This window comes from Isoptericola luteus (assembly GCF_020297055.1).
GTDB lineage: Bacteria > Actinomycetota > Actinomycetes > Actinomycetales > Cellulomonadaceae > Isoptericola > Isoptericola luteus.
Genome location: NZ_JAIXCQ010000004.1, coordinates 341,550 through 365,754 on the forward strand (window position 1 = coordinate 341,550; position 24,205 = coordinate 365,754).

The window sequence follows — 24,205 nt, forward strand, 5'->3', positions numbered from 1 at the left end:
CGCGTGGCGGGCGCCAGTGCTACTTCTTGCCGACGAACCAGCCCCGCACCATCGCCACGCGCGCGGTGAGCTGGTCGGCCGTGGCCAGCGGGACCTCGGGGCCGCCGCACCGCCGGCGCAGCTCGGTGTGCACGGACCCGTGCGGCACCCCGGACTTGCGGGCCCACGCGGAGACCAGCTTGGAGAGCTCCTTGCGCAGCTCTGCGGCGCGCCGGTGCTCCGTCTCGGAACGCTCCAGGGCGTCGGCGCCGGAGGCGTCCGCCCCGCCGCGTCCGCGCGAGTGCTGCGCCTGACGCTGTCGCAGCAGCGTCGTCACCTGGTCGGCGTCGAGGAGGCCGGGCAGGCCCAGGAAGTCCAGCTCCTCCGCGGAGCCGACGGCGCCGCCCATGCCGAACTCGCCGCCGTCGAAGAGCACGCGGTCGAACGAGGCCTGCGCCTCCAGGGCCTCGAAGGACCCCGTGAGCTCGCCCGACGCCTTCTCCTCCTTGTTCGCCGCCGCGAGCAGCGCCGCCTCCGGGTCGTACTCGATGCCCTGCTCCTCGGCCGTGGCGGGCCGGTCGAGCGCGTGGTCGCGCTCCAGCTCCATGCCGTTCGCCAGCTCCAGGAGCAGCGGCACGCTAGGCAGGAACACCGACGCCGTCTCGCCCCGCTTGCGCGCCCGCACGAACCGGCCGACCGCCTGCGCGAAGAACAGCGGCGTGGAGGTGCTCGTGGCGTAGACGCCCACGGCGAGGCGCGGCACGTCCACCCCCTCGGACACCATCCGCACCGCGACCATCCACCGGTCCTCGCTCGCGGAGAACTCGTCGATGCGGGCGCTCGCCCCGTCGTCGTCCGACAGGACGACGGTCGGGCTCCTGCCCGTGAGCCGGGCCAGGTGCCCCGCGTACGCACGCGCGTCGGTCTGGTCGGACGCGATCACCAGGCCGCCCGCGTCCGGCACCGCCCGGCGGACCTCGGTGAGCCGCTTGTCCGCCGCAGCCAGCACCGACGGGATCCACTCGCCGTTCGGGTCGAGCGCGGTGCGCCACGCCTGCGCGTGCATGTCCTTCGTCATGTCCTCGCCCAGGCGGGCGCTGACCTCGTCGCCGGCGCGCGTGCGCCAGCGCATCTCGCCGGAGTACGTCATGAACAGCACGGGGCGCACGACGTGGTCGCGCAGCGCCTCGCCGTAGCCGTACGAGTAGTCGGCCCGGGAGCGGCGGATCCCCTCGGCATCGGGCTCGTACGTGACGAACGGGATCGACGCCGTGTCCGAGCGGAACGGCGTCCCGGTGAGCGCGAGGCGCCGGGTGGCGTCCTCGAAGGCCTCGCGGACGGCGTCGCCCCAGCTCAGCGCGTCGCCACCGTGGTGCACCTCGTCGAGGATGACGAGCGTGCGCGCGGCCTCGGTGCGGGCACGGTGCAGCGCGGGCTTCGCCGCCACCTGGGCATAGGTGAGCGCGACCCCGTCGTAGTGGGAGCCGTGCCGGCCCTGGCTGTTCTTGAACGACGGGTCGATGCGGATGCCGACGCGCGCCGCGGCGTCCGCCCACTGGTGCTTGAGGTGCTCCGTGGGCGCGACGATCGACACCCGCCGCACGGCGCCGGACTCCAGGAGCTCGGTCGCGACGCGCAGCGCGAAGGTCGTCTTGCCGGCGCCGGGCGTCGCCACGGCGAGGAAGTCGCGCGGCGCCCGCTCGCGGTACAGCTCGAGGGCCTCCGCCTGCCACGCGCGCAGGTTCGACGCCGTCCCCCAGGGGGCGCGCTGCGGGAACGCCGGGCTGAGGTGGGACGCCGCCGCGGACGACGGCGACTGCGGGAGCGGCTTGGCCGCGGGCTCGGCCGCGGCGGCGAAGAGGTCGAAGCCGTCGGGATCGGAGGAGGACTCGGGCTCGGGAAGTGGCTGGACGCTCACTTGCCGGAGTCGCCCTCGCCGTCCTGCGGCTCGCGCAACCCGTCGTAGATCTCCTTGCAGACGGGGCACACGGGGAACTTCGACGGGTCTCGGCCCGGCACCCACACCTTGCCGCAGAGCGCGATCACGGGCTTGCCCGACATCGCGGACTCCATGATCTTCTCCTTGCGCACGTAGTGCGCAAAACGCTCGTGGTCGCCCGGCTCCGCCGTCTGCTCCCGGGTGTCCGGACGCTCGAGGACGCTCGTCGACGACCCCGTGTCCTGGGAGGGGTCGGCAGGCGGCGCGGAGAGGGGATCGCTCATGACCCGAATTCTACGACGCGCCCCCGACGCCACCGGGGCGCTCGCCCCCGCGAGGTGCGACACACCTCGCGAGGGCGGACGCCTCACAGGCCCTGCCACCCGGGCTTGCTCTCGAAGGTCTGGCGGTAGTAGTCGCCGAGCTGCAGTCGCGAGGCGGCCGCGTCGTCGACCAGGACGGTCGCGTGCGGGTGCATCTGCATGACCGTGGCGGGCCACATCGCGGAGATCGGCCCCTCGACGAGCTGGTGCACGGCCTCCGCCTTGTGGGGCCCCGTGGCCAGCAGCACCAGGTGGCGGGCGTCCATGATCGTGCCGAGACCCTGCGTGAGGCAGTGCGTCGGGACCCGGTCCACGTCGTCGTCGAAGAACCGCGCGTTGTCGAGCCGCGTCTGCCGGGTGAGGGTCTTGATCCGGGTGCGCGACGCCAGCGAGGAGCCCGGCTCGTTGAAGGCGATGTGCCCGTCGGTGCCGATCCCGAGGATCTGCAGGTCCACGCCGCCCGCGTCGGCGATCGCGGCCTCGTACGCCGCGCAGGCCGCGGGCAGGTCGTCGGCGAGGCCGTCGGGCCCCTGCACGGCACCCGGCCCGAGGTCGACCCGCGACGCGATCTCGGTGTCGATGACGTTGCGGTAGCGCTCGGGGTGGTCGGCGGCGAGGCCGACGTACTCGTCGAGCATGAACGCCCGGACGCGGGCGAACGACAGCCTCTCCTGCTCGTGCCGGCGCGCCAGCTCGTCGTAGACCTTGAGCGGGCTCGACCCCGTGGCCAGGCCCAGCACCGTGGCCGGGTTGCTGCGTACCAGCGACTCGATCGCGTCGGCGGCCAGCACGGCCAGCTGCTCGGCGGGGGCGATGACGACTTCCATTCAGGGCTCCAGTCTCTCGACGCCGGGACAAGGGTGCCCCGACGTCCGTGCGGCACTCGTCCGGCCCCATGATCGCAGGTCGGACGACCCGCCTGCCTGCGGCGGGACGGTCGGTCAGTCGTCCTGCGTGACCACGGTCGGACGGTTGAGCATCGGCGTCAGGCGCGCGTCGAACTCCTCGGCGAGAGCCGCGACGTCACCGCCGGCGGCGATGCGCCGGAAGAGCTCCTCGTAGACGCCCTCGTCCTCGATCGCGGCCCAGCCCGGCGCCGCCGGTGTCAGCTGGGACGCCGCCGCGGTCCGGGTGAGCGTCCGGCCGAACCGGTCGCCCTCCATGAGGTCCTGGAACGTCGAGTTCCCCGGCCCGAGGCCGGCCCCGGCGAGCCGCTCCTGGAACCCGTCCGAGAAGACGACCCGCAGCAGGTTCTCCGAGAGCTCCGGGCTCGGCGACGCCGCCGAGATCGCGATGTTCGACCCACCCGCGAAGACCGGCGCGACGCCGCCGTCGACCCCGGGCAGGGCGAAGATGTCGAACTTCGAGGTGTCGGCCATCCCGTCGCGGAACTCCTCGCCGGTCTTCTCGTCGGCGACGAGGTCACCGATGGACCAGCGCGCCCAGGCGGGGGCCATGATGGTCGCGGCCGCCGGCGGGGCGTCCTCGACGCCGTCGTTGAGGAAGTCCCAGTAGGCGACGTCCTTCTCCGTGGACGGCAGGTAGGACGCCTCGTCGTAGACGTCCTGCCACATCTCGAGGCCCTTGACCGTCTCCGGCGTGGACAGCGTCGAGACCCACCGGCCGTCCTCGCGGACCGCCAGCTCGCCGTCGTTCGCGAACACCCACGAGATACCGTTGCGCCAGTCCTGGCCGCCCATGGCGAAGCCAGCCCGCGTGTCGTCGGTGAGCTGCTTCACGGACTCGCCGAACTCGGCGAGGGTCTTCGGCACCTCGAGGCCCGCGGCCGACCAGACGTCCTTGCGGTAGAAGACGTAGCGCGAGCCGAAGTAGTACGGCAGCGCGTAGTGCACGCCGTCGACGGCGCCCACCTCCACGAACGACCGGAGCAGGTCGTCACCGCCGAGGTCCTCGTACAGCTCCGGCGAGATCTCCCGGAACGACCCGGACGTGGTGAACGCCGGGGACTGGGTGTTGCCCACCTCGACGACGTCCGGGGTCCTGGCGGGGTCGCCGAGCGACTCGGTGAGCCGGTCCACGACGTCGCCCCACTCCTGCTGCTCGATCGTCAGCGTGGCCCCCGGGTTCTGCACCTCGAACTCCTCGACGAGGTACTCACGCAGCTCCGGGCCCGTGTCGGTGCCGACGAGCCACAGGACCAGGTCCCGGTCCGGGGCGGCGTCCGCGGGGTCGGCCGGCCCGCACCCGGCCAGCAGCAGGGCGGTCGTCCCGACCCACGCGCCGGCCGACATCGCGGCCCGGGTGCGTCGCTGAGGCTGCATGCTCGGATCGTCTCCTCTTCAGATGGTGATGGCTGGTGCGTCGCCGCGGACCGCGGCGACCTGGCGTCCCACGACGGCGGCTCCCACGGCGCCGACGGGTACCCCGACGGGGGCCAGCCGTACCCGGTCCGACAGGTGCAGCGAGGCCAGGAACGCGGAGGACGCGGACTCCCGTTCGAGCGCCTCCCGGACGGCGACGAGCAGCGGGTCGCCGAGCTTGGCCACGCCACCGCCCAGCACCACGCGGGGGACGTCGACGGTCAGCACGAGCATCCGCACGGCCGCGGCCACGGCGGAGGCGTAGCGGTCCCGCGCCTCGCGCGCGCCCGGTTCCCCGGCCGCGGCGGCCTCGAACAGCTCGACCGGCGCCGGACGGCCCGTGCGCGCGGGCCACAAGGCCGCGACAGCCGAGCCGGACGCGTAGAGCTCCAGGCAGCCCCGCTGGCCGCACGGGCACACGGGCCCGGCGGGGTCGACGGGCACGTGCCCGATCTCCCCCGCCGCACCACCGACGCCGCGGCGCAGCCGTCCGTCGAGGACGAGCCCCGCGGCCAGGCCGGTACCCAGCGCCAGGAACGCGAGGTCCACCCCGCCGTGCCCGGCACCCTCCTCCCCTGCCGCGAGGGCGAGGTGCGCGGCGCCGAGCGCGGCGGCGTTCAGGTCGTTCTCCACCCCGACGGGCACGCCGCCGAGCTCGTCGGCCAGGAGCTGCGCCAGCGGGAGCGCCGCGCCGTCCACGCCGACGTTGACGGCGTGCCGGACCGTGCCGGCGACAGGGTCCACGAGGCCGGGCATGCCGACCCCGACGCCCGCCACGTCCTCGATCGGCACGCCCGCCCGGAGCGCGACGCCCCGCACCGCCCGGGCAGCCCCCGCGACGACGCCGCGGGGGCCTCGCTCGGTGACCAGGCGCGTCCGGGCGACGACCTCGCCGTCGGCGTCGAGCAGGACGGCGAGAGTCTTGGTCCCGCCGATGTCGAGCCCTGCCGTGGGGCCGGGCGCGGGCAGGGTCCCGGTCATGGCTGCTCCGTCCACGTCAGCCCTTCACCGCCCCGGCGACCAGGCCCGAGGTCATCCGCCCCTGCACGAACAGGAAGAACACGATGACCGGGACCGCGATGAGCGTGGAGGCGGCCATGACCTCGGCCCAGTCGATCCCCCGGTTCACGGACGCCGACAGGAAGCTGCGCAGCCAGATCGGCAGCGTCTGCCGCGACTCGGCGGGCAGCACGACCAGCGCGGTCGTGAACTCGTTCCACGCCTGGAGGAACGCGTACACGCCGGAGGCGACCAGCCCGGGGGCGAGCAGCGGGAACGTGATGCGCAGGAACGCCTTGGTGCGCGACAGCCCGTCGACCATCGCGGCCTCCTCGAGCTCGGCCGGGACGCCCGCGACGAACCCGCGCAGCATCCAGATCGTGAACGGGACCAGCATGGCGGTGTACAGGATCGAGACACCGAGCACCGAGTTGAGGCCGAGCACGGGCGCGCTCTCCCCCACGCCGGAGAGCATCTTGTACTGCGCGATGAACAGGCCCTCGGCGGGCAGCATCTGGATGAACAGCACCGCGAGCACGAAGCTCGTGCGCCCCCGGAAGCGCCACCGGCTGATGGCCAGCGCGGCGAGGAACGCGAACGTCAGGACGAGCACGATGGTGACGCCGGTGATCATCAGGCTCATCCGGAGCGCACCGACGAACCCGGAGTCGGACAGCACCCCGGTGAAGTTCGCCAGCGTGAAGTGCGACGGCCAGAAGCTCGGCGTCGACGCCATCAGGCGCGCGTTCGGGGTCACCGCGGACAGCAGCATCCAGTAGACGGGGAACAGCCAGACCAGGGACACGACGATCCCGAGCACGCTGAGCAGGATCTTGCCGACCCGCGGGCGGCTGCGCCTGGCGGCGGCCGGGCGGGGGGGGACGACCGTCGGGGGCGCGGCCGGTGCGGCGTCGGTCACGGCGCTCATACGGCGTCCTCCTTCATGAGGCTGCGCACGTACGGCGCGGAGAGCAGCACGGTGAGCAGCAGGACGAAGATCGAGACGGCGGCGGCACCGGAGAAGTCCTGGCTGCCGATGCCGAGCTCGTAGATGAAGTTGCCGAGCAGGTTCGTCTCGGCCACGGGCGCACCGGCGTCCTGCAGCAGCCGGATCTGTGCGAACACGCGCAGGTCCCAGATGATCTGCAGCAGCAGCACGATGGCGAGCACGGGACGCACCAGGGGCAGCAGGATCCGCCAGAGGATCTGGGTCGGGCCGGCGCCGTCGAGCCGGGCCGCCTCCAGGACCTCCTCGGAGACCTGCGTCAGGCCGGCGTAGATCGACATGGCCACGAACGGGACCGACATCCACACGATGACGATCGTCGCGACACCGAAGAACGTCAGGGGCTGCGCCAGCCACGCGTAGCCCGCGTAGCCCTCGAAGCCCAGCTCGACCAGCAGCCAGTTGACCACGCCGGTGCGGTAGTCGAAGAGCCACCGGAAGACCGTCACGGCGGCCACGAGCGGCGTGGCCCAGGCGAGCAGCAGCACGACCTGCAGCACGATCCGCACCCCGGAGTGCACGGCGCGCATGAGGAGCGCCAGGCCCAGGCCGATGGCCACGGTGAGGAACGCGTTGACCAGGCAGAAGGCGATCGAGCGGGCGACGACGGCCCACAGCCGGTCGTCGGTGAAGATGCGCACGTAGTTGTCGAGCCCCACGAACGTGGGCGGCGCGCCGAACTGCTGCATCAGGCCGAACTGCTGCAGCGACGTCACGACCTGCCAGTACACGGGGTAGCCGAGCCCCACGAGCAGGATCGCGACGGCGGGCAGCAGCAGGAGGTAGGGGGTGGTCGGCCGGCGCCGACGACGGATCGCGACGCGCGGTGCGCCGGACGACGTGGTGGGGGCCGCGGCGGCGGCCGAGGGGGTCGGCGTGCTGGTCATGCGGTCCTCCTTCCCGGGTCGTGGGGACGGGCGGGGCGGCACCCGCGGGGGGTGGGTGCCGCCCCGCCCGTCAGGTCAGGGAGCTCGTCGGACTCAGCCCGCCTGGCCGTTGAGCATCGGCGTGATCTTCTCGTCGTACTCGGCGGCGAGCGCGGTCACGTCACCGCCCTCGGCGATCTTCTGGAAGAGCTCCTCGAGGACGAGCGCGCCCTCGACGGCCGCCCAGCCCGGCGCGGGCGGGGTCAGCTTGGAGGCCTGGGCCGTGGCGACGGTGACCTCGCCGAACTTGTTCGGGTTGCCGTCGGCGTCGACCGTCATGAGCTTGTCGAAGTCGGCGTTGGCCGGGCCGAGACCCGCCTGCGCGAGCAGCGTCTGGTACTCGTCCGAGTAGATGATGCGCATCAGGTTCTCGGCGAGCTCCGGGTGCTGCGACTGGGCCGAGACGGCCATGTTCGAGCCGCCGGCGAACACCGGGGCGACGCCGCCGTCGACGCCCGGCAGGGCGAAGATGTCGAACGTGGAGTCGTCCGCCATGCCGTCGCGGACCTCCTCGCCCTTGTCGTTCTTCGTCAGGTCGCCGATGGACCAGCGGGCCCAGCCCGGGGCCATCATCGTGGCGGCGTCGGGCGCCTCACCGTCGGTGCCGTCGTTCAGGAAGTCCCAGTAGGCGACGTCCTTCGCGGTCGCGGGCAGGTTCGAGGCGCCGAAGACGTCCTGCCACTGCTCGAGGCCCTTGACGGTGTTCGGGTCCGACAGGGTGGAGGTCCACTGGTCGCCGTCCTTGACGGCGAGCTCGCCGCCGTTCGCGAAGACCCACGAGATGCCGTTGCGCCAGTCCTGGCCGCCCATGGCGAAGCCGGACTGCTTCTTGGTCGTGAGCTCCTTGACGGAGTCCCCGAACTCGCCGAGCGTCGTCGGGACCTCGAGCCCCGCCTTCGTCCAGATGTCCTTGCGGAAGAACATGTAGCGCGAGCCGTAGTAGTAGGGCAGCGCGTAGTGCGTGCCGTCCACGGAGCCCGCCTCCACGAAGGACGCCAGCAGCTTGTCGCCGCCCAGCTCCTCGTACAGCTCGGGCGAGATCTCGCGGAACGCGCCGGCGGTGGTGAACGTCGACGACTGCGTGTTGCCGATCTCGACGACGTCGGGCGTGTTCGCGGCGTCGGGCAGCGCGGTCGTGAGCTTGGTGACGAGGTCGGCCCAGTCCTGCTCCTCGATCGTCAGCGTCGAACCGGGGTTCTCCTCGGCGAACGTGTCCACGAGGTAGGCCCGCAGGTCGTCGTTGGTGTCGGCGCCGGCGAGCCACAGGGTGATGTCGGCGGGCTCGGGCGTGCCGTCGGCGGTGGTCGAGCCGCCGTCGTCGTCGGCGGTGCCGCACGCCGTGAGGGCGAGCGCCAGGGTCATGCTCGCCGCCAGGCCGGTGGCGAGCGTTCGGGTCCTCTTCACTTCGGCTGTTTCCTCTCGCTGGGGAGCTCGGCGACGCGGTCGTCGCGCCGCCGGGTATGACGTCTTCGTTGTCGTGCGGCAGGGCCCGCGGTGCGGGCCGCTGCCGTCAGGAGATGCCGAGCTGGGCGGCCAGCACCAGGACGGCGGCACCGGCCAGGACGACGTCCTCGTCGAGCGTCGCCATCCGCAGGCGCAGGCCGACGGCGGTGATCGGCATGGTCCGCTCGGTCATCACGCGCAGCGCCTCGGTGCGCAGGGCCCCGTCGAGCAGCTCGGGCGGCCCGCTGAGCAGCACCTCGGCCAGGTTGAGCGCGCCGACCACCGGGGCCAGCGTGACGCCGAGGGTCCGCCCGACGGCGCCGAGCGCCTCGTCCGCGGCCGCCGCGTCGAGACCCTCGACGGCGCGTCGCATCGCCGGGACCGACAGCACGGTCTCCAGGCAGCCGCGCCGCCCGCAGGCGCACGGCTCGCCGTCGTCCCGCACGGTGACGTGCCCGAGCTCCCCGGCGGCGTCTCCCGCGCCGTGCACCCGGGAGCCGTCGACCATGACGCCGGCGCCGACGCCTTGGCCGATGGTCAGGACGAGCATGTTCCCGGCCGCGGCCCCGTAGGTGTACTCCGCGAGCGCGGCGGAGTTGGCGTCGTTGGCCACGTGCACCGGCAGCGCCAGCCGCTCGGTGAGGATCGCGGCCAGGGGGAGGTCCTCCCACTGCCGGTTGGGCGCTTCGACGACCTGCCCGTGCGCGTCGATGACGCCGGGCGAACCGACGCCCACCCCGATCACCGGCCGGGTGGCCGACGCGAGGAGGCTGCGGGCGAACCGGGTGAGCAGGTCGACGAGGTCGTCGCCGACGGTGCCGTCGACCGGCAGGGCACGCCGCACCACGGCCTCGCCGGTGAGCGTCATGACGGCGCCGCGCATGACGGCGTCGTCGGACAGGTCGACGGCGACGATCTGGTAGGCGTCGGTGCGCATGCCCACGAGGATCGCGGGCTTGCCGACCCGCTTGCCCGGCTGCACGCCGAGCTCCTCCACGAGTCCTTCGGCGAGGAGCACGTTCACCAGGTCGGAGATGGTCACGCGGGTCAGCGACGTGGCGCGGGCCAGGTCGGCCCGCGAGGTGGGACCCTCGTGGAACAGGTGCTGCAGGACGAGAGACCGGTTGTGTGCCCGGGCGTGCTCGGGCAGGACCTTCGAGGTGGCCCGGAGGCCGGCACCCAGACCTCTTTGTGCGGTGCGCGTCGTCGGCGTGGACATGTTTGTTAGTACAGCGTCTTAACTGTCCTGTTGTCCAATCCCCCTCTGGGTTCGTTACCCGATCGTGACCGGTCTGCCGCCCTGCGCGGGCAGGCACGGTCACCCCGCGGGCGGGCAATGTCACGGTCGCAGCACGGTCAGGTCACGATCGCGCGCGTGACCTGCACCGACGATGAGGCCCCCCTACGCTCGTGGCCATGCCCTCCGCACCTCGCCGGTCATCGACCCGCGCCATGACCACCGCCTGGCTCGCCGGGGCACTGCTCTTCGTCCTCGCGGCGTGCTCGGGCTCGGGGGCGGACGGTTCCGGCGGCACGGCCGAGATGTCGTCCGACGGAGCCGCCGTCGAGAGCTTCGACGGGGCCGCGGACTCCGGCGCCGCCGCGCTCGGCGAGGGCACGGCGGGGGCGGCCGGGGCCGTCGTCGACCGGGAGATCATCACGACCGGCCACGCGACCGTCGTCGCCGAGGACCCGGCCGCCTCCGCCACGCAGCTCGCGCGACTCGTGGCGGAGGCGGGCGGCCGCGTCGAGCAGCGCAACGAGACGGCGTCGACCGACGACGAGCCCGGGTCCGCCTCCCTGACCCTCCGCGTGCCCTCCGACCGCATGACCAGCGCCGTCGAGGCGCTCGGCGACCTCGGGGAGGTCACGGACGTCCGGACGGACACGGTCGACGTCACGGGCCAGGCCCAGGACCTCGACGCGCGCGTCATGGCGCTGACCGCCTCCACGGACCGCCTGCGCGGGCTCATGGCCGAGGCCGGCAGCACCGAGGACCTGCTCCAGGTGGAGCAGGAGCTCTCCCAGCGCCAGGCCGACCTGGACTCGCTCACCGCGCAGCGCCAGCGCCTCGCCGACGAGGTCTCGATGTCCACGCTGACGGTCGACATCGTCGCCGAGCCCGTCGCGGCCGCCGAGTCACGCGGCGGGTTCTTCGGCGGCCTGGCGTCCGGGTGGGCCGCCCTGGTCACCACGCTGCAGACGGTCGTGCTCGTGCTGGGCGTCCTGCTCCCGTGGCTGGCGCTCGCCGGGCTGGGCTACCTCGTCTACCGCTGGCTGCGAGGCCGCGTGCGGGACGCCGGCAGCGCCGGGCCGGGCACGGCGCCCGCCGACGGGCCCGACGGCCCGCCGGCGGACGACGACCCGGCCGGCGAGCGCGACCTGCCCCGCGAGTCCGTGGACGCCGGCCGCTAGGGCGTTCGCCGCCCACCGGCGACGCGGGCCGGGCCGACGCTCATTGGGCGCTACGGCGCCGCGGGCTCCGAGCGCTACGACGCCGCGGGCTCCGCTCCTGCCGTCCCGGCTTCCGACGGCTCGTCGACCCAGCCACCGACTCCGGCCCACCCGCCCGCGGCGAGCTCCGCGTCCAGGTCCCGCGCGAAGCCCTCGACCCCCGGCCGCCGCTGCCACGGGTGCGGACCGGCCAGGGGCCGGTACTCGACGCCGTAGGCGGCCAGGCGGGGCAGGTGCGCGTCGCGCAGGCGCCGCACGAACTCGCCCGAGGCCGCACTGCCAGGGGCACGCTCGGCGGCGTCGCGCGCCGCCGGCAGCCATACCGCCTCCGCGAACGCCGCCAGCCGCGGGAACGCGGCGTAGTCCACCCTGCGCGCGGAGTCCAGGTGCTCCGTCCAGACCTGCGCCTGCGCTCCGAGGACGTCGCCGACGCCCGGCCCGTCGAGGTCGGGACGAGTGGCGCGGAACGCCGCGGGCAGCGGCTCGAACCCGTACACGTCCTCGACCGTGCGCACGAACCCCACGGGCACGGGCTCGTCGGGGCCGTCCGACGCCCGGTGGTCGAGATACGTCATCTGCTCGGGGGCGAGCACGACGTCGTGCCCCGCGGCCAGCGCGTCGGCGGCCACCGCCCAGCCTCGCCAGCACGTCACGATCGTGTCGGTCGGCAGCTCAGGGCTGAACCCCTCGTCCCACACCACGGCGCGGCGGCCGCGCGTGCCCAGGTGCTCGGCCAGCCGGGCCAGGAACCAGCCGTGCAGGCGGCCGACGTCGCCGGCGCCGTCCGGCGTGCGGTACCCGAGGCTCGCCGCCCGGGCCACCAGGTCCGGACGCTCCGCCCACGCGGTGGTAGGCACCTCGTCGCCGCCGATGCCCACGTAGGGGCCGTCGAAGACGTCGCACACCTCGTCGAGCACGTCGCGAAAGAACTCCAGCGCCTCCTCGGTGGGCGCCAGCACGTCGTCGCTGATCCCCCAGGTGGTCCGCACCTCGCGGTCGCCGCCGCGTGCCGCCAGGTGCGGGTACGCGGTCAGCACCGCCTGCACGTGACCGGGCACGTCGATCTCCGGCACCACGGTCACGCCACGCTCCCGCGCGTAGGCGACGATCTCGCGCAGGTCGTCGTGGGTGTACCAGCCGCCGTGGGGGGTGCCGTCGCCCGAGCCCGTGCGCCAGGTGCCGACGGTCGACTCCCGACGCCACGAGGCGACCTGGGTCAGCAGGGGGTGCCGCCGGGACTCGAACCGCCAGCCCTGGTCGTCGACGAGGTGGAGCTGCAGCACCGTGAGCCGGTGCGCCGCGGCCAGGTCGACGAAGCGCAGCACGTCGGCCTTGGGCAGGAAGTGGCGCGCGACGTCGAGCAGGACGCCGCGCCAGGCGAAGCGCGGGGCGTCCCGCACCGTGCAGGCCGGCAGCTCGGGCTCGCCGCCGACCGCGGCGCGGCGGTAGGCGCCGGGGCCCGCGAGCTGGCGCAGCGCCTGGGCGGCCGCGTGGGCCCCGGCCAGGTCGGCGGCCGCCACGCGGACGCGTCCCGACGGGTCACCCACGTTCAGCCGGTACCCGCCCGTCGGCAGGCCGTCGTCGACGACGAACGTGACGTCCGCGGCGTCGTCGAGCACGCCGTCCACCCGGACCGGGACGATCTCCAGGCCGAAGGACTCCTCGGTCACGCGCCGCCACCACCGCGCGGCCGGGGCCAGCGCGGGCGCGGCGGCGACGGCCGCCCGGTGCGGCAGCAGGACGGTGCCCTGGCCGAGCACCACGGACACGGGGGCGGGCAGCAGACCGAGCGCTGTGATGTCCGACACGGCGATCACCCTAGCCATCTCGGGACCGTGCCGGGAGCCCCGGCCGCCATCGGAACGACGTCCGGGCCGCGCCGGCGGCACGACGGCCGCACGACGACGGGCACGACGGCCGCACGACGACGGGCACGACGGCCACACGACGACGGGCACGACGAAGGCCTCACCGGCGAGAGCCGGCGAGGCCTGGTCGTAGGGGTGGAGCTGCCGGGAATCGAACCCGGGTCCGGTGGCGCTTTTCGAAGACTTCTCCGGGCGCAGTCTGCTGTGCTTTTCTCGGCCCCCGCACTCACGCAGACAAGGTGCGGACGGGCCCAGTCATCTAAAAGTCCCCGTAGTCCCGATGACGTGGGCTACGAGCAGTGGCTCTCTAGACGACGCCGGTGACCGGGGCGAGAGCATCCCCGGACCGACGGACTTCGGAGCTCGCTCAGGCGGCGAGGGCGAAGTCGGTGCGCTTGTTATCGGCACCTATGTGTTTGCAGGCAGCGTTGACGAGATGAGCCTGCATCCTCGGCCCGCTTCTCATCGAAGCACGACCACCGTCGAAACCGATCAGCCCCTATGGATTTTTCAACGTGCGGGCCTGTGACAGCCCTTGCCGACGCTGCGCGCCGACCTCCTCATGCTAGTGCGTCAACCGCGCCGGGCGCGAACCTATTCCGGCCGGCCGCGGCGGGCCGCGTCAGCCCAGCATCTCCTTCTGGCGCATGGCGCGGCGCGCCTCGCGCATGTCCTGCTGCTCGCGCAGGGTCTGCCGCTTGTCGTACTCCTTCTTGCCGCGGGCCAGGGCGATCTCGACCTTGGCCCGGCCGTCGAGGAAGTACAGGCGCAGCGGGACGAGCGTGTGGCCCTTCTCGCGCGTCTTCGACTCCAGGCGGTCGATCTCCTCGCGCCGCAGCAGGAGCTTGCGCCGGCGCCGCGGCGCGTGGTTGTTCCACGTGCCCTGGAAGTACTCGGGGATGTGCACGTTCTCGAGCCAGGCCTCGCCGCGGTCGATCGTCGCGTACCCGTCGGTGAGCGACGCGCGGCCCTGGCGCAGGGCCTTGACCTCCGTGCCCGACAGGACGATGCCGGCCTCGAAGACGTCCTCGATCGCGTAGTCGTGACGTGCCTTCTTGTTGTTCGCCACGATCGTGCGCGGGTCCGTCTGCTTCTTGCCGGCGCCCTTGGCCATGGTCTCCTCCCGGTTCTGCGCGATCTCGGTCGCGACGTCCCAGGATACGGGAGCACCCCGGAGGCACCAGCCTTTTCCGCGTCAGTTCAGCCAGCCGCCCATCGGATCGGTCGTGCTGCCGTTGACGTACACCTCGAAGTGCAGGTGGCACGCCGCCGACGTCCCCGTGGATCCCGAGTAGCCGATCACCTCGCCCTTGTCCACGTACTCCCCCACGCTGACGGTGTCGTAGGACAGGTGCAGGTAGCGGGTCATCACGTTCTTGCCGCGGTGCGTGCCGTGGTTGACGAGCACGTTGTTGCCGCCGCCCGACGAGAAGTGCGCCTGCTCGACGTACCCGCTCTGGGAGGAGTAGATCGGCGTGCGGCAGTAGCTGCGGATGTCGGTGCCGGCGTGCAGCCGCCAGTAGTGCAGGGTGGGGTGGAACCGCATGCCGTACGAGCTCGTCACCACGTGGTAGTTCGTGGGCCAGCCCAGGAACGGCCCGGAGGACGAACCGCCGCCACCGCCCGAGCCCTTGCCGGACCCCTTGCCGTCGCCCCGCGCCTTGGCCGCGGCGGCCTCCTTGCGGCGCTGCTCGGCCTCGGCCTTGCGGCGCTGCTCGGCGATCCGCGCGTCACGGGCCTTCTGCTTGGAGATGATCTCCTTGAGCTGGCCCTCGAGGGCGGCGCGCTGCTGGTCGTTCTCCTCGAGCTCGGCGATGGCCTCGTCACGCTGCGCCGCGATCGAGGCCTTGAGCTTCGTCTGCCGCGCGATGAGCTGCTCCACCTCGGCCTTGCGGTCGGCGGCAGCACGCTCGGCCTTCTGGGCGGCGACGACGTTGGCGTCCGCCTCCTCCTTGAGCAGCGCGACCGTGGCGCGGATCGCGTCGAGCCGGGCCTGCTGGTTCTTGGCGACCGCCTCGGCGTCCTGCAGCTCGGTCAGGGTGCGCGCCTGGCTGCGGGCGGCCGACGACGACACCGCGAACTCCTCGAGGAACTCCTGCGTCGACTGCGCGCCGGTGACGATCCCGATCGTGCTCGGGTCGTCGCCGTTGCGGTACGCCTGCCGGGCCATCTCGACGACGTCGGCCCGGACCTCCTCGACCTTGCCCTCACCGGCGTCGAGCTGCGCGGCGACGGACGCCTCCTCGCGCTCGGCGTCCGCCAGGCGCTGGGCGAGAATCTCGGCCTTGCGCCGGGCCTCTTCGAGCGCCGCCCGGGCCTCGGCCAGCTCCGCCTGGGCGACGGGCAGCCGCGCCTCCACCTCGTTGAGGTCGAGCACCGCCTGGCGGTACTTGGCGTTGGAGTCCTCCAGCTCGTGGGACAGCTCGTCGCGCTCGCGCTCCTTCGCGCGCTGCTTCGCCTCCGCGGCGGCACGCTGGTCGTCCAGGTCGTCCGCGGTCGCGGTCGCCGCGCCGGTCAGCCCGCCGGTGAGCAGGAGCGCGGCGGCGAGCAGCACGCCCACGACGCGTGCGCGTCGCCGGGCGCCCGGGGTCACGATCTCGGGGGTTCCCATCTGTGCCTCACACCCTCGTGTAGCGGTTGAGCGTCACCACGGACGACACCACCGCGAGGAGCACGGCGATCCCGAGCAGCAGCGGCGCGACGGCGAGGACGTCGCTCACGTCGACATAGGCCACCCAGTCGACGGACTCCTGCAGCCAGTCCGTGATCAGGTACTGCACGGCCAGCCACAGCCCTCCGACGGCGAGGAGCGCCCCGACGACGGCGGCGATCGCCCCCTCGAGCATGAACGGCAGCTGGACGAAGAGGTTGGACGCACCCACCAGACGCATGATGCCCGTCTCGCGGCGGCGGGACACGGCGGAGAGGCGGATCGTCGTCGTGATCAGCAGGGCCGCCGCGAGCAGCATGACGCCCGCCAGCCCCGCCGCCATCATGGACGCGCGGCCGAGCGCCACGAAGAGCGGTTCGAAGACGGCCCGCTGGTCCTCGACCACCTCGACGCCGGCACGACCCTCCAGCACGTCGTCGACCACCTGGTACTGCTCCGCGTCGACCAGCTTGAGCCGGAACGAGGCCTGCATGTCCTCCGCGGTGAGCTGCGTGCCCTGGTAGCCGTCCGGGTAGACCTCGGTGAACGCCTCGAAGGCCGCCGCCTTGCTCTCGAAGTAGGTGGTGGCGACGACGTCGGCCAGCTCGGTGTCGATGACCTGCTCGATCGCCGCGACCTGGTCCTCGGTCGCCTCGCCGTCCGCGCAGGTGGGCGCCGTCGAGCCGGTGGGGCACAGGAAGACGGAGACCTCGACCAGGTCGTACCAGTCGCCCTTGAGCTTGGTCACCTGGGTCTGCAGCAGCGCGGCCGCCCCGACGAAGGTGAGGGACACGAACGTCACGAGGATCACGGACACGACCATCGACGCGTTGCGCCGCAGGCCGGACAGGACCTCGGTGAGGACGAACTGCAGCCGCACGCTCAGGCCTCCCGTCCGGCTCGGACGTGCTCGTGCTCCCGCAGCACCTGGCGCACGACGTCGTCCGCCGAGCCCGTCGCACGGTGCGGCGCCTCGTCGGCCGGCACGTCGGCGGGCACCTCGGCCAGCACGTCGGCCCGCGCGTCAAGGGTGGGCTCGCCCTGCGCGACGGCCCGGGCGGCGGCCTCCTCCGCGGCGCGCTCGGCCTCGAGGTCGGCGGGCTCCGGCGTCACGTGGACCCGCGGCAGGGCCTGCGGCAGCACCTGGGGGGTTCCGCGGCCGGGGGCGTCGAGCACCGGTGTCTGGCCCACCGCGGGCAGGATCGACTCGCGGTGGCCGTACACGGCGTCGATCTCGTCGCGCACGACGGAACCGGTCGAGAGCTCGACGACGCGCTTGCGCATCTCGTTGACGATCTCGTCGTCGTGGGTGGCCATGACCACGGTCGTGCCGGTGCGGTTGATGCGGTCCAGCAGACGCATGATGCCCAGCGACGTCGTGGGGTCGAGGTTGCCGGTCGGCTCGTCGGCGAGCAGGATCTGCGGGCGGTTGACGAACGCGCGGGCGATCGCGACACGCTGCTGCTCGCCGCCGGACAGCTCGTGCGGCAGCCGCTTCTCCTTGCCGTCCAGGCCGACCATCTCCAGCACCTCCGGCACCGTCGAGCGGATGACGTGGCGCGGCTTGCCGATCACCTGGAGGGCGAAGGCGACGTTCTCGTAGACGGTCTTGCCGGGCAGCAGGCGGAAGTCCTGGAACACCACGCCGATGCTGCGCCGCAGGGACGGCACCTTCCAGCTCGAGATCCGCGAGAGGTCGCGCCCGGCCACGTAGACCCTGCCACCGGTGGGCCGCTCCTCGCGCAGCACCAGCCGCAGGAACGTGCTCTTTCCCGAGCCGGAGGCGCCCACGAGGAACACGAACTCGCCCCGCGCGATGTCGACCGCCACCTCGTCGAGCGCGGGCCGCGCACCCCGGGCGTAGACCTTCGAGACGTTTTCGAACCGGATCACGACGTGCCCCTCCCCTGCCTCGTCGACGGCGCGACAAGGGCCAGGGGCCGCTGTCGTCCGACTCCCGAGAGTCGCACCCGCCGGGAGGGGTCAGCGGAAGGACACGCCGGTGTGTCGCGGGTCAGTCGGTGGCGGCGGCCGAGCGCCGCCAGCGGATCCCGGCCTCGATGAAGTCGTCGATCGCGCCGTCGAACACGGCCTGCGTGTTGCCCGACTCGTGCTCGGTGCGCAGGTCCTTGACCATCTGGTAGGGCTGCAGCACGTAGGAGCGCATCTGGTCGCCCCAGCTCGCCTTGATGTCGCCGGCGAGCTCCTTCTTCTTCGCCGCCTCCTCCTGCTGGCGGATGAGCAGCAGGCGCGACTGCATGACGCGCAGCGCGGCGGCACGGTTCTGGATCTGCGACTTCTCGTTCTGCATCGAGACGACGGTGCCCGTCGGGAGGTGGGTCATGCGCACGGCGGAGTCGGTGGTGTTCACGGACTGGCCGCCCGGTCCCGAGGAGCGGAACACGTCGATCTTGAGCTCAGACTCGGGGATCTCGATCGAGTCGGTGTGCTCGATGAGCGGGACCACCTCGACCGCGGCGAACGACGTCTGCCGGCGCCCCTGGTTGTCGAACGGGGAGATGCGCACCAGGCGGTGCGTGCCGGCCTCGACCGACAGGTTGCCGAACGCGTAGGGCGCGTTCACCTCGAAGGTGGCGGACTTCAGGCCCGCCTCCTCGGCGTAGGAGGTGTCCATGACCTTGGTCGAGTAGCCGTGCCGCTCGGCCCAGCGCAGATACATGCGCATGAGCATCTCGGCGAAGTCCGCGGCGTCGACGCCGCCCGCGCCCGCCCGGATGGTGACGACGGCGTCGCGGGCGTCGTACTCGCCGGACAGGAGCGTGCGGACCTCGAGCGCGTCGAGGTCCTTGCGGATCGCCGCCACCTCGGTCTCGGCCTCGACGAGGGTGTCCTCGTCGTCCATCTCCTGGCCCATCTCGACGAGCGTCTCGACGTCGTCGATGCGACGTCCGAGCTTCTCGACGCGCTGCAGCTCGTTCTGCGTGGTGGACAGCGCGGAGGTGACCTGCTGCGCCTTGTCCGGGTCGTCCCACAGGTCCGGCGCCGACGCCTGCTGGGTGAGCTCGTCGATCTTCGCCTGCAGCACGGTGGGGTCGCTCACGGCCTCGATGGACTCGAGGGTGGCGCGGAGCGCCTTGATCTCTGCGGGGAAGTCGATGGTGGCCACGATCCTCAAGGTTACCCGCCGAGCGGGCCTCCACCGGTCAGGGCCGGCGTGCGGCTACGCGTCGCCGGGAAGGGCGCGGCCGAACATCTGCGCGGTCTCGCGGGCGCTGGGCGAGCCGGCGCCCGGGTCGGCGCCCGCCGCGAGCAGCGCGGCCACGACGTCGTCGGCGCCCTTGAAGACGGCGCCCGCGAGCGGCGCCTGCCCCCGGGCGTTGGCGCGGTCGACGTCGGCCCCGCGCTCGGCCAGCCCGCGCACCAGGTCCGTGTGCCCGTGGTACGCCGCCAGCATGAGCAGCGTGTTGCCGACGCCGTCGGCGTGGTCGGCCGGGACGCCGGCGTCGACGAACTCCAGCAGCAGGTCGGCGCCCGCGCGGGCGAGGTCGAACATCTGGTCCAGGTCCACCGGCAGCCTGTCGTCGGGCCGTCCGTCGTGCTGCGGTGCGTCGTGCCGCGAGGCGTCGTCGGTCATGACGGCGAATCTACCCGCGCGGGGCGGCCCCGCCTGGTCGATGCTGGGGTGGGGGTGGTTCCACCATGACGACGTACCGGTGGCGCGGCGTGGGGTCGGGCAGCGTCGAGCACCTCGACGTGGACCTGCGCGACGGTGGCTGGCGCGCCCGCTCGCTCGTCGACCTCGGGCCCGAACGGCTCGAGTATGCGATGGAGTTGTCCGAGGCGTGGGTCTTCCGGGCGCTGCGCCTGCACTCGTCGGCGGGTCGGGAGCTCGACCTGGCCCGGGACGACGACGGGGTCTGGCGGGTGGACGGCGTCGCGCGGCCCGACCTGGGTGCCGCCGTGGACGTCGACCTGTCCTTCTCGCCGTTCACGAACACGCTGCCGGTCCGCCGCCTCGACCTCGCGGTCGGGGCGGCGGCCGACATCGTCACGGCCTACGTCGACGGGGAGACCCTCACCGTCTCGCCCGACCCGCAGCGTTACACCCGGCTGGACGCCGGCCGGTACCTGTACGAGTCCCGGGACAGCGACTTCCGGCGTGAGGTCACGGTGGACGGCGACGGGTTCGTCGTCGACTACCCCGAGCTGTTCTCCCGCCTGCCCGGGGCATGAGGGCCGTCAGGCGGCGGCGACGATCTCCTGGCCGGGGCCGAACACCTCGTGGTGGATCCGGTCCGGGGTGATGCCGCGGCCCAGCAGGGCGGACTGGACGGCCGTCATGAACGGCGCGGGGCCGCACAGGTAGGCGTCGGCGTCGTGCGGCACGGCCAGGTGCTCGAGGTCGATGCGGCCGGCGCGCAGCCCGTTGACGGCGGGCCGGGTGCCGAGGTCCTCGTACCAGCGGTACAGGGTCGCGGTCGGGATGTCGTCGACCAGCTCCTTGAGCTCCGCGCGGTGGGCGTGCCGGGCGGGCGAGCGGTCGGCGTGCGCCACGATCACCTGCCGGGTGCTGTTCGTGCGGCGCAGGTGGTGCAGGAACCCGATCATCGGCGTCACGCCGATCCCGGCGGAGATCAGCACGATGGGGTTCTGGCCCGGCACGAGCGCGAGCTCGCCGAACGGCTGCGAGACGTCGAGCTCGTCGCCCTCGAACGCGTTCGCGTGCAGGTGGTTCGAGACCTCGCCGGCGGGCTCGATCCGGTCGCCGTCGGCGATCGCCGCGATGGCCTTGACGGAGATGGTCCAGGCGTCGGGCGCCGCGGCACCGGTGAGGCTGTACTGGCGGATCTGCCGGGCGCCGTCGGGCAGGCGCACGGCGACCGAGACGTACTGGCCCGGCCGGCCCGCGGGCAGCGCGGTGCCGTCGGGGGCCACGAGCTCGAGCGAGACCGTGTCCGGCGACTCCTGCACGCGGCGACGGACCTTGACGGTGCGCCACACGTCGCCGGGGACCACGCCGGCCTCGTCGTACAGGCCGAGCTCGATCGCGATGAGCGCGTTGGCCATCTCCCAGTAGACGTCGTCCCACGCGGAGGCGACCTCGGGGGTCACGGCGTCGCCGAGCACCGCGACGATGGCGCCGAACAGGTGCTCGTGCACGATCGGGTAGTGCTCGGGCAGGATGCCGAGCGAGGCGTGCTTGTGCGCGATGCGGGCCAGGACGGTGCCCGGGTCGCGGCCGCTGTCGTCCACCAGCAGCGTCGCGTACGCGGCGATGGACCCGGCGAGCGCGCGCTGCTGGTCGCCGCGGGCCTGGTTGCCGCGGTTGAACAGGTCGCGTTCGAGCTCGGGGTGGGCCGCGAACATGGAGCGGTAGAAGATCGGCGTGATGTCACCGATCGCGCCGCCCACCACCGGGAGGGTGGCGCGGACGACTGCGGCAGACTCGGCTGAGAGCATGCGGGACTCCTGTCTCTTCCTTCAGGGGGCGGCCGGGCGCGGAGGGGCGCTCAGCCTGGCGGGCGGGCTCCGAGGGTCAGGAGCACCGACCGGGTCGGTGGCGCGGCGACGTCCGCGATCGTCAGCGGGTCGAGCGCCGCGAAGAAGGCCTCCCGCGCGCGAGCCAGCGCGCCACGCAGCAGGCACCCGTCGCGCAGCGGGCAGGGGTTGGTGCCGTGGCACTCCACCACCTCGCCGTCGCCCTCGAGGGCGCGCGCGACGGCCCCGACGGAGATGCTGCGGGCGTCGTCGGCGAGCCACAGCCCGCCGGTGCGGCCGCGTCGCGCCTCGACGATGCCGAGCCGCGCGAGCTGCGTGACGACCTTGGCGGCGTGGGTCGCGGGGACGTGCAGCTCGGCGGCGAGCACGCGGGTCGTCGCGACCTGGTCCGCCTCGAGCACGGCGAGCCGCATGACGATCCTCAGGCCGAGGTCGGTGAACGCGGTGAGCTGCACCCCTGCAGGCTAATCAAAGACGCATCTGCAATGCGCCTTATCCGCTGTGGGGTTCTGCACACCCGCTGCGCAGGCCCGTCCGCAGGTCAGGTGGTATGTCAGCCCGCGCGGCCGGAGGACGTCGCCGCGACCTCGAAGCCGCCGCCGAACGCGTCCGTGAACCAGCGCAGGAGCGCCGGGTGGGACGTCGCGGCCAGCCCGACGCGCGCCGTGCGCCCGTCGAGCGACGACGCCTCGACGAGGCGCAGGTCGTCCAGCCCTGCCGCCGCCCCGGGGTGCGCCGCGAGGTACGCCACGACGGAACGCTCGACGTCCGCGTCCGTGAGCACGACCTCGGCGACGCCTCCCTCGGCCTGCCGTCCGCTCGCGTACTGGCGCCCGGGCGGGGCGGCGTCCGCGGCGTCCGCGGAGAGCACGTCGGCCAGGTCGTACAGCTGCTTGCGGTCCAGGTGCACGGCCGTCGCCGACGCCACCATCGCGACGATCATCAGCGCCACGGCGACCATGCCCACCGTCAGGAGCATGATCCGGCCCTCCTCGCGGGCCTCGCGGCCGGCCTTGCCAGCCGCTGGTCGCGCGGCCCCGGCCCCGCCGGTCACGGCCGCACCTGTCCGTACTCGTCGACCGTGGCGACGTGCGTCGCCTCCACGGGGATCTCGAGCGGCACCCAGTCGCGCAGTCCTGCGGGGACGAACGGCAGCGGCACGGCCAGCTGCGCCCGCACCACGACCTGCGCCCCCGGCGTCAGGCACGGGTCCGCCGAGCACCGCAGGCTCAGCGCGCCGTCGGGGTCGACGTCGTCGAAACCCTGGTCGGCCAGCGCGATCCCCGCCGCGACCCCCGCACGCGCCGCGCCCTGGGCGGAGGAGTCGGCGGTCACCATCGCCCGGCCGGCCTCGCGCGCGGCGCCCTCGACGGCGAACGCGCCGGCCTGCACCTGCGCGAGCGTGAGGACCAGGTAGACCAGCGGCACGAGGAGCAGCACCGCCGTGCCGAGGAACTCCACGAGCGCGGCACCTGCCTCGGGATCGACCGCGGCGTCGTCGGCCTCGGGCGGGCCGGCCGCCCCGGCGCTCACCTCTCCTCCAGCGCATGGCCCTGCAGCGTCATGACGCCCGACGGTCCGAGGAGCCCTACCACCGGCAGCGGCACGCGCACGGTGACCTCGACCAGCTCCAGGCCGTCCTGCTCAATGGTGCGCGCCGACACGTCCTGCGCGTACTTGCTGCCGAGCGACGCGGTGAGCAGCTCGGCCGTGCGCGTCGCACCGGGCTCGAGTTCCCGGTCCGCGCGGGCCGCGAGCCGCGCGCCCTCCGCTGCGGCGTCGATCGTCAGGGCGCGCACGTGCATGGCGAGGGCCAGCTGCACGACGCCGAGGAACAGCGCGAGCACCAGCGCGGAGACCATGACGAACTCGGCGACGGCAGACCCGCGCTCGCCGTGCGCCACACCCTCTCGGCTGCCGCGTCCGGCCCGAGGTTGTCGTGCGCTCACGTCACGCGCCCGGGCGGTCCTGCTCAGGAACCCGTGACGCTCGAGATCGCCCGCGTGAAGGTCTCCTCCAGCAGCGGGCCGGCGACGGCCCACAACGCGACGACGAGCCCCGCCGTCATGAGCGTGACGAGCACCCAGCCGGGCACGTCCCCCCGCTCCGGGTCGTCGGCCGCGGGCCGCTCGGGCCGTCGGTCCTGGGTGAGGTCCTGCTCCATGGTGCGTCCTTTCGGATGGTGCCGCGTGGTCGCGGCCGGTCTGGTCGGGGCGAGGCACGGGATCAGAGCCCGATCCTCAGGGTGGCGAGCGACGGGAAGACGGCGAACACCACGGTGATCGGCAGGATGAGGAACACCACCGGGACGAGCGCCCCCGTCCGGTCGTGTTCCCGGCGCGCCCGACCCACCGTCGCCGCCCGGCTGCCCGCCACCCCCACCCGAGCCGTCCTCGTCACCCGGGCCGAACAGGCGCGGATCGACCCGCCCCGTAACCTCCACGACCTGAGGCACGCCACGCACCACCCCGCGCATCGTGACCTTCACGTCGAGCAGCACGAGTACCCGGGCGCGCTGCTCGTGAGACATCGACGGCAGCCGCTGCGCCGCCCTCGCCGCCAACGACGCAAGGTCGGTCAGTCGCTCCGCCCGCGCTGCGGCGTCCTCACGAGCCGCCGTCGCAGCATCCAGTCGAGGCTGCAGTGAGGCCAGCTCCTGCTCGACCTGCGCCAGCGCCGCGCGGTACGGCTTCGGGTCGTCCGCCAGCAGCACCTCGCGCGCCGCGTTGATCTTGGCGCGTTCCAGCCGGGCTACCTGCTTGGCCAGCCGCTCGAACTCCAAATCCGCCGTCGAGTCCTCGCCTGCGCCCGCGAGCGCCAGCCACTCCCCCGCCAGG

At 73.3% G+C, this 24,205-nt stretch carries 23 protein-coding genes, 1 other RNA gene and 1 pseudogene; 2 read left to right on the forward strand and 23 right to left on the reverse strand.

The window, feature by feature from the left end; genetic code table 11:
- Positions 1–19: 19 nt before the first annotated feature.
- The 9 genes from LEP48_RS08470 to LEP48_RS08510 form a co-directional block, all read right to left on the reverse strand.
- Positions 20–1,897 carry a DEAD/DEAH box helicase gene (locus LEP48_RS08470; protein WP_225565137.1) on the reverse strand — a complete coding sequence of 626 codons (1,878 nt, stop codon included), beginning with the start codon at positions 1,895–1,897 and terminating at the stop codon, positions 20–22.
- The gene (locus tag LEP48_RS08475) at positions 1,894–2,202 is read right to left on the reverse strand and encodes a DUF3039 domain-containing protein (protein ID WP_225565138.1); all 309 of its coding nucleotides are present in this window, start codon (positions 2,200–2,202) and stop codon (positions 1,894–1,896) included. The genes LEP48_RS08470 and LEP48_RS08475 overlap by 4 nt, the downstream gene beginning before the upstream one ends.
- Before the next feature lie 83 nt (positions 2,203–2,285).
- On the reverse strand, positions 2,286–3,068 hold the full coding sequence (nagB, locus tag LEP48_RS08480) for a glucosamine-6-phosphate deaminase (RefSeq protein ID WP_225565139.1): 783 nt from the start codon (positions 3,066–3,068) through the stop codon (positions 2,286–2,288).
- Positions 3,069–3,182: 114 nt separating this feature from the next.
- A complete protein-coding gene (locus LEP48_RS08485) occupies positions 3,183–4,523 on the reverse strand; it encodes an extracellular solute-binding protein (protein WP_225565140.1) in 1,341 nt (446 codons plus the stop codon).
- Positions 4,524–4,541: 18 nt separating this feature from the next.
- The gene (locus LEP48_RS08490) at positions 4,542–5,543 is read right to left on the reverse strand and encodes an ROK family protein (RefSeq protein ID WP_225565141.1); all 1,002 of its coding nucleotides are present in this window, start codon (positions 5,541–5,543) and stop codon (positions 4,542–4,544) included.
- Positions 5,544–5,559: 16 nt separating this feature from the next.
- Complete coding sequence (locus tag LEP48_RS08495; protein WP_225565142.1) at positions 5,560–6,489, reverse strand: carbohydrate ABC transporter permease; 930 nt, start codon at positions 6,487–6,489, stop codon at positions 5,560–5,562.
- Positions 6,486–7,454 (reverse strand): carbohydrate ABC transporter permease, encoded by a 969-nt coding sequence (locus LEP48_RS08500; protein ID WP_225565143.1) that lies wholly within the window; start codon positions 7,452–7,454, stop codon positions 6,486–6,488. Before LEP48_RS08500 ends, LEP48_RS08495 begins: the two co-directional genes overlap by 4 nt.
- A gap of 93 nt (positions 7,455–7,547) precedes the next feature.
- Positions 7,548–8,897, reverse strand: a complete 1,350-nt coding sequence (locus tag LEP48_RS08505) for an extracellular solute-binding protein (RefSeq protein ID WP_225565144.1) — start codon at positions 8,895–8,897, stop codon at positions 7,548–7,550.
- 106 nt (positions 8,898–9,003) lie between these two features.
- Entirely contained in the window at positions 9,004–10,155 is a 1,152-nt protein-coding gene (locus tag LEP48_RS08510) for an ROK family transcriptional regulator (RefSeq protein ID WP_225565145.1), read from the reverse strand.
- A 197-nt stretch (positions 10,156–10,352) separates the two neighbouring features.
- On the opposite strand from LEP48_RS08510, the gene LEP48_RS08515 reads away from it, so the two are divergent.
- Positions 10,353–11,351, forward strand: coding sequence for a DUF4349 domain-containing protein (locus tag LEP48_RS08515; protein WP_225565146.1), 999 nt, complete (start codon positions 10,353–10,355; stop codon positions 11,349–11,351).
- 74 nt (positions 11,352–11,425) lie between these two features.
- Here the strand turns inward: LEP48_RS08515 and LEP48_RS08520 are convergent, their stop codons facing one another.
- The 8 genes and pseudogenes from LEP48_RS08520 to LEP48_RS08555 all read right to left on the reverse strand — a co-directional run bounded on the left by LEP48_RS08520 (position 11,426) and on the right by LEP48_RS08555 (position 19,503).
- A complete protein-coding gene (locus tag LEP48_RS08520) occupies positions 11,426–13,198 on the reverse strand; it encodes a beta-N-acetylhexosaminidase (protein WP_225565147.1) in 1,773 nt (590 codons plus the stop codon).
- Positions 13,199–13,391: 193 nt separating this feature from the next.
- Positions 13,392–13,758: a transfer-messenger RNA gene (ssrA, locus tag LEP48_RS08525) on the reverse strand.
- 122 nt (positions 13,759–13,880) lie between these two features.
- Complete coding sequence (smpB, locus tag LEP48_RS08530) at positions 13,881–14,372, reverse strand: SsrA-binding protein SmpB (protein WP_225565148.1); 492 nt, start codon at positions 14,370–14,372, stop codon at positions 13,881–13,883.
- Positions 14,373–14,453: 81 nt separating this feature from the next.
- A complete protein-coding gene (locus tag LEP48_RS08535) occupies positions 14,454–15,869 on the reverse strand; it encodes a M23 family metallopeptidase (RefSeq protein ID WP_225565149.1) in 1,416 nt (471 codons plus the stop codon).
- A 7-nt stretch (positions 15,870–15,876) separates the two neighbouring features.
- Positions 15,877–16,788 carry a permease-like cell division protein FtsX gene (gene ftsX / locus LEP48_RS08540; RefSeq protein WP_225565150.1) on the reverse strand — a complete coding sequence of 304 codons (912 nt, stop codon included), beginning with the start codon at positions 16,786–16,788 and terminating at the stop codon, positions 15,877–15,879.
- A gap of 335 nt (positions 16,789–17,123) precedes the next feature.
- A pseudogene (gene ftsE, locus LEP48_RS08545) lies at positions 17,124–17,801 on the reverse strand (cell division ATP-binding protein FtsE); the annotation flags it as partial.
- A 121-nt stretch (positions 17,802–17,922) separates the two neighbouring features.
- A complete protein-coding gene (prfB, locus tag LEP48_RS08550; protein ID WP_225565152.1) occupies positions 17,923–19,035 on the reverse strand; it encodes a peptide chain release factor 2 in 1,113 nt (370 codons plus the stop codon).
- Between the two features lie 54 nt (positions 19,036–19,089).
- Positions 19,090–19,503 (reverse strand): ankyrin repeat domain-containing protein, encoded by a 414-nt coding sequence (locus LEP48_RS08555; protein WP_225565153.1) that lies wholly within the window; start codon positions 19,501–19,503, stop codon positions 19,090–19,092.
- Between the two features lie 65 nt (positions 19,504–19,568).
- On the opposite strand from LEP48_RS08555, the gene LEP48_RS08560 reads away from it, so the two are divergent.
- A complete protein-coding gene (locus tag LEP48_RS08560; RefSeq protein WP_225565154.1) occupies positions 19,569–20,102 on the forward strand; it encodes a putative glycolipid-binding domain-containing protein in 534 nt (177 codons plus the stop codon).
- A gap of 6 nt (positions 20,103–20,108) precedes the next feature.
- Here the strand turns inward: LEP48_RS08560 and LEP48_RS08565 are convergent, their stop codons facing one another.
- The 6 genes from LEP48_RS08565 to LEP48_RS08590 all read right to left on the reverse strand — a co-directional run bounded on the left by LEP48_RS08565 (position 20,109) and on the right by LEP48_RS08590 (position 23,532).
- Positions 20,109–21,329, reverse strand: coding sequence for a globin domain-containing protein (locus LEP48_RS08565; RefSeq protein ID WP_225565155.1), 1,221 nt, complete (start codon positions 21,327–21,329; stop codon positions 20,109–20,111).
- Positions 21,330–21,379: 50 nt separating this feature from the next.
- On the reverse strand, positions 21,380–21,823 hold the full coding sequence (locus LEP48_RS08570) for an RrF2 family transcriptional regulator (RefSeq protein WP_225565156.1): 444 nt from the start codon (positions 21,821–21,823) through the stop codon (positions 21,380–21,382).
- 98 nt (positions 21,824–21,921) lie between these two features.
- Positions 21,922–22,422, reverse strand: a complete 501-nt coding sequence (locus tag LEP48_RS08575) for a hypothetical protein (RefSeq protein WP_225565157.1) — start codon at positions 22,420–22,422, stop codon at positions 21,922–21,924.
- Positions 22,419–22,901 carry a pilus assembly protein gene (locus tag LEP48_RS08580; RefSeq protein WP_225565158.1) on the reverse strand — a complete coding sequence of 161 codons (483 nt, stop codon included), beginning with the start codon at positions 22,899–22,901 and terminating at the stop codon, positions 22,419–22,421. The genes LEP48_RS08575 and LEP48_RS08580 overlap by 4 nt, the downstream gene beginning before the upstream one ends.
- Positions 22,898–23,272, reverse strand: coding sequence for a TadE family protein (locus tag LEP48_RS08585; RefSeq protein WP_225565159.1), 375 nt, complete (start codon positions 23,270–23,272; stop codon positions 22,898–22,900). Before LEP48_RS08585 ends, LEP48_RS08580 begins: the two co-directional genes overlap by 4 nt.
- A 68-nt stretch (positions 23,273–23,340) precedes the next feature.
- A complete protein-coding gene (locus tag LEP48_RS08590) occupies positions 23,341–23,532 on the reverse strand; it encodes a hypothetical protein (RefSeq protein ID WP_225565197.1) in 192 nt (63 codons plus the stop codon).
- Between the last annotated feature and the right edge of the window lie 673 nt (positions 23,533–24,205).

What these genes read in the sequence shown, in the direction of transcription:
- LEP48_RS08590 (WP_225565197.1), bottom strand. Translation starts at nt 23,532, where the DNA reads ATGGAGCAGGACCTCACCCAGGACCGACGGCCCGAGCGGCCCGCGGCC.
- LEP48_RS08555 (WP_225565153.1), bottom strand. Translation starts at nt 19,503, where the DNA reads ATGACCGACGACGCCTCGCGGCACGACGCACCGCAGCACGACGGACGG.
- LEP48_RS08535 (WP_225565149.1), bottom strand. Translation starts at nt 15,869, where the DNA reads ATGGGAACCCCCGAGATCGTGACCCCGGGCGCCCGGCGACGCGCACGC.
- LEP48_RS08475 (WP_225565138.1), bottom strand. Translation starts at nt 2,202, where the DNA reads ATGAGCGATCCCCTCTCCGCGCCGCCTGCCGACCCCTCCCAGGACACG.
- LEP48_RS08495 (WP_225565142.1), bottom strand. Translation starts at nt 6,489, where the DNA reads ATGAGCGCCGTGACCGACGCCGCACCGGCCGCGCCCCCGACGGTCGTC.
- LEP48_RS08500 (WP_225565143.1), bottom strand. Translation starts at nt 7,454, where the DNA reads ATGACCAGCACGCCGACCCCCTCGGCCGCCGCCGCGGCCCCCACCACG.
- LEP48_RS08510 (WP_225565145.1), bottom strand. Translation starts at nt 10,155, where the DNA reads ATGTCCACGCCGACGACGCGCACCGCACAAAGAGGTCTGGGTGCCGGC.
- smpB (WP_225565148.1), bottom strand. Translation starts at nt 14,372, where the DNA reads ATGGCCAAGGGCGCCGGCAAGAAGCAGACGGACCCGCGCACGATCGTG.
- LEP48_RS08485 (WP_225565140.1), bottom strand. Translation starts at nt 4,523, where the DNA reads ATGCAGCCTCAGCGACGCACCCGGGCCGCGATGTCGGCCGGCGCGTGG.
- LEP48_RS08490 (WP_225565141.1), bottom strand. Translation starts at nt 5,543, where the DNA reads ATGACCGGGACCCTGCCCGCGCCCGGCCCCACGGCAGGGCTCGACATC.
- LEP48_RS08515 (WP_225565146.1), top strand. Translation starts at nt 10,353, where the DNA reads ATGCCCTCCGCACCTCGCCGGTCATCGACCCGCGCCATGACCACCGCC.
- LEP48_RS08560 (WP_225565154.1), top strand. Translation starts at nt 19,569, where the DNA reads ATGACGACGTACCGGTGGCGCGGCGTGGGGTCGGGCAGCGTCGAGCAC.
- LEP48_RS08565 (WP_225565155.1), bottom strand. Translation starts at nt 21,329, where the DNA reads ATGCTCTCAGCCGAGTCTGCCGCAGTCGTCCGCGCCACCCTCCCGGTG.
- nagB (WP_225565139.1), bottom strand. Translation starts at nt 3,068, where the DNA reads ATGGAAGTCGTCATCGCCCCCGCCGAGCAGCTGGCCGTGCTGGCCGCC.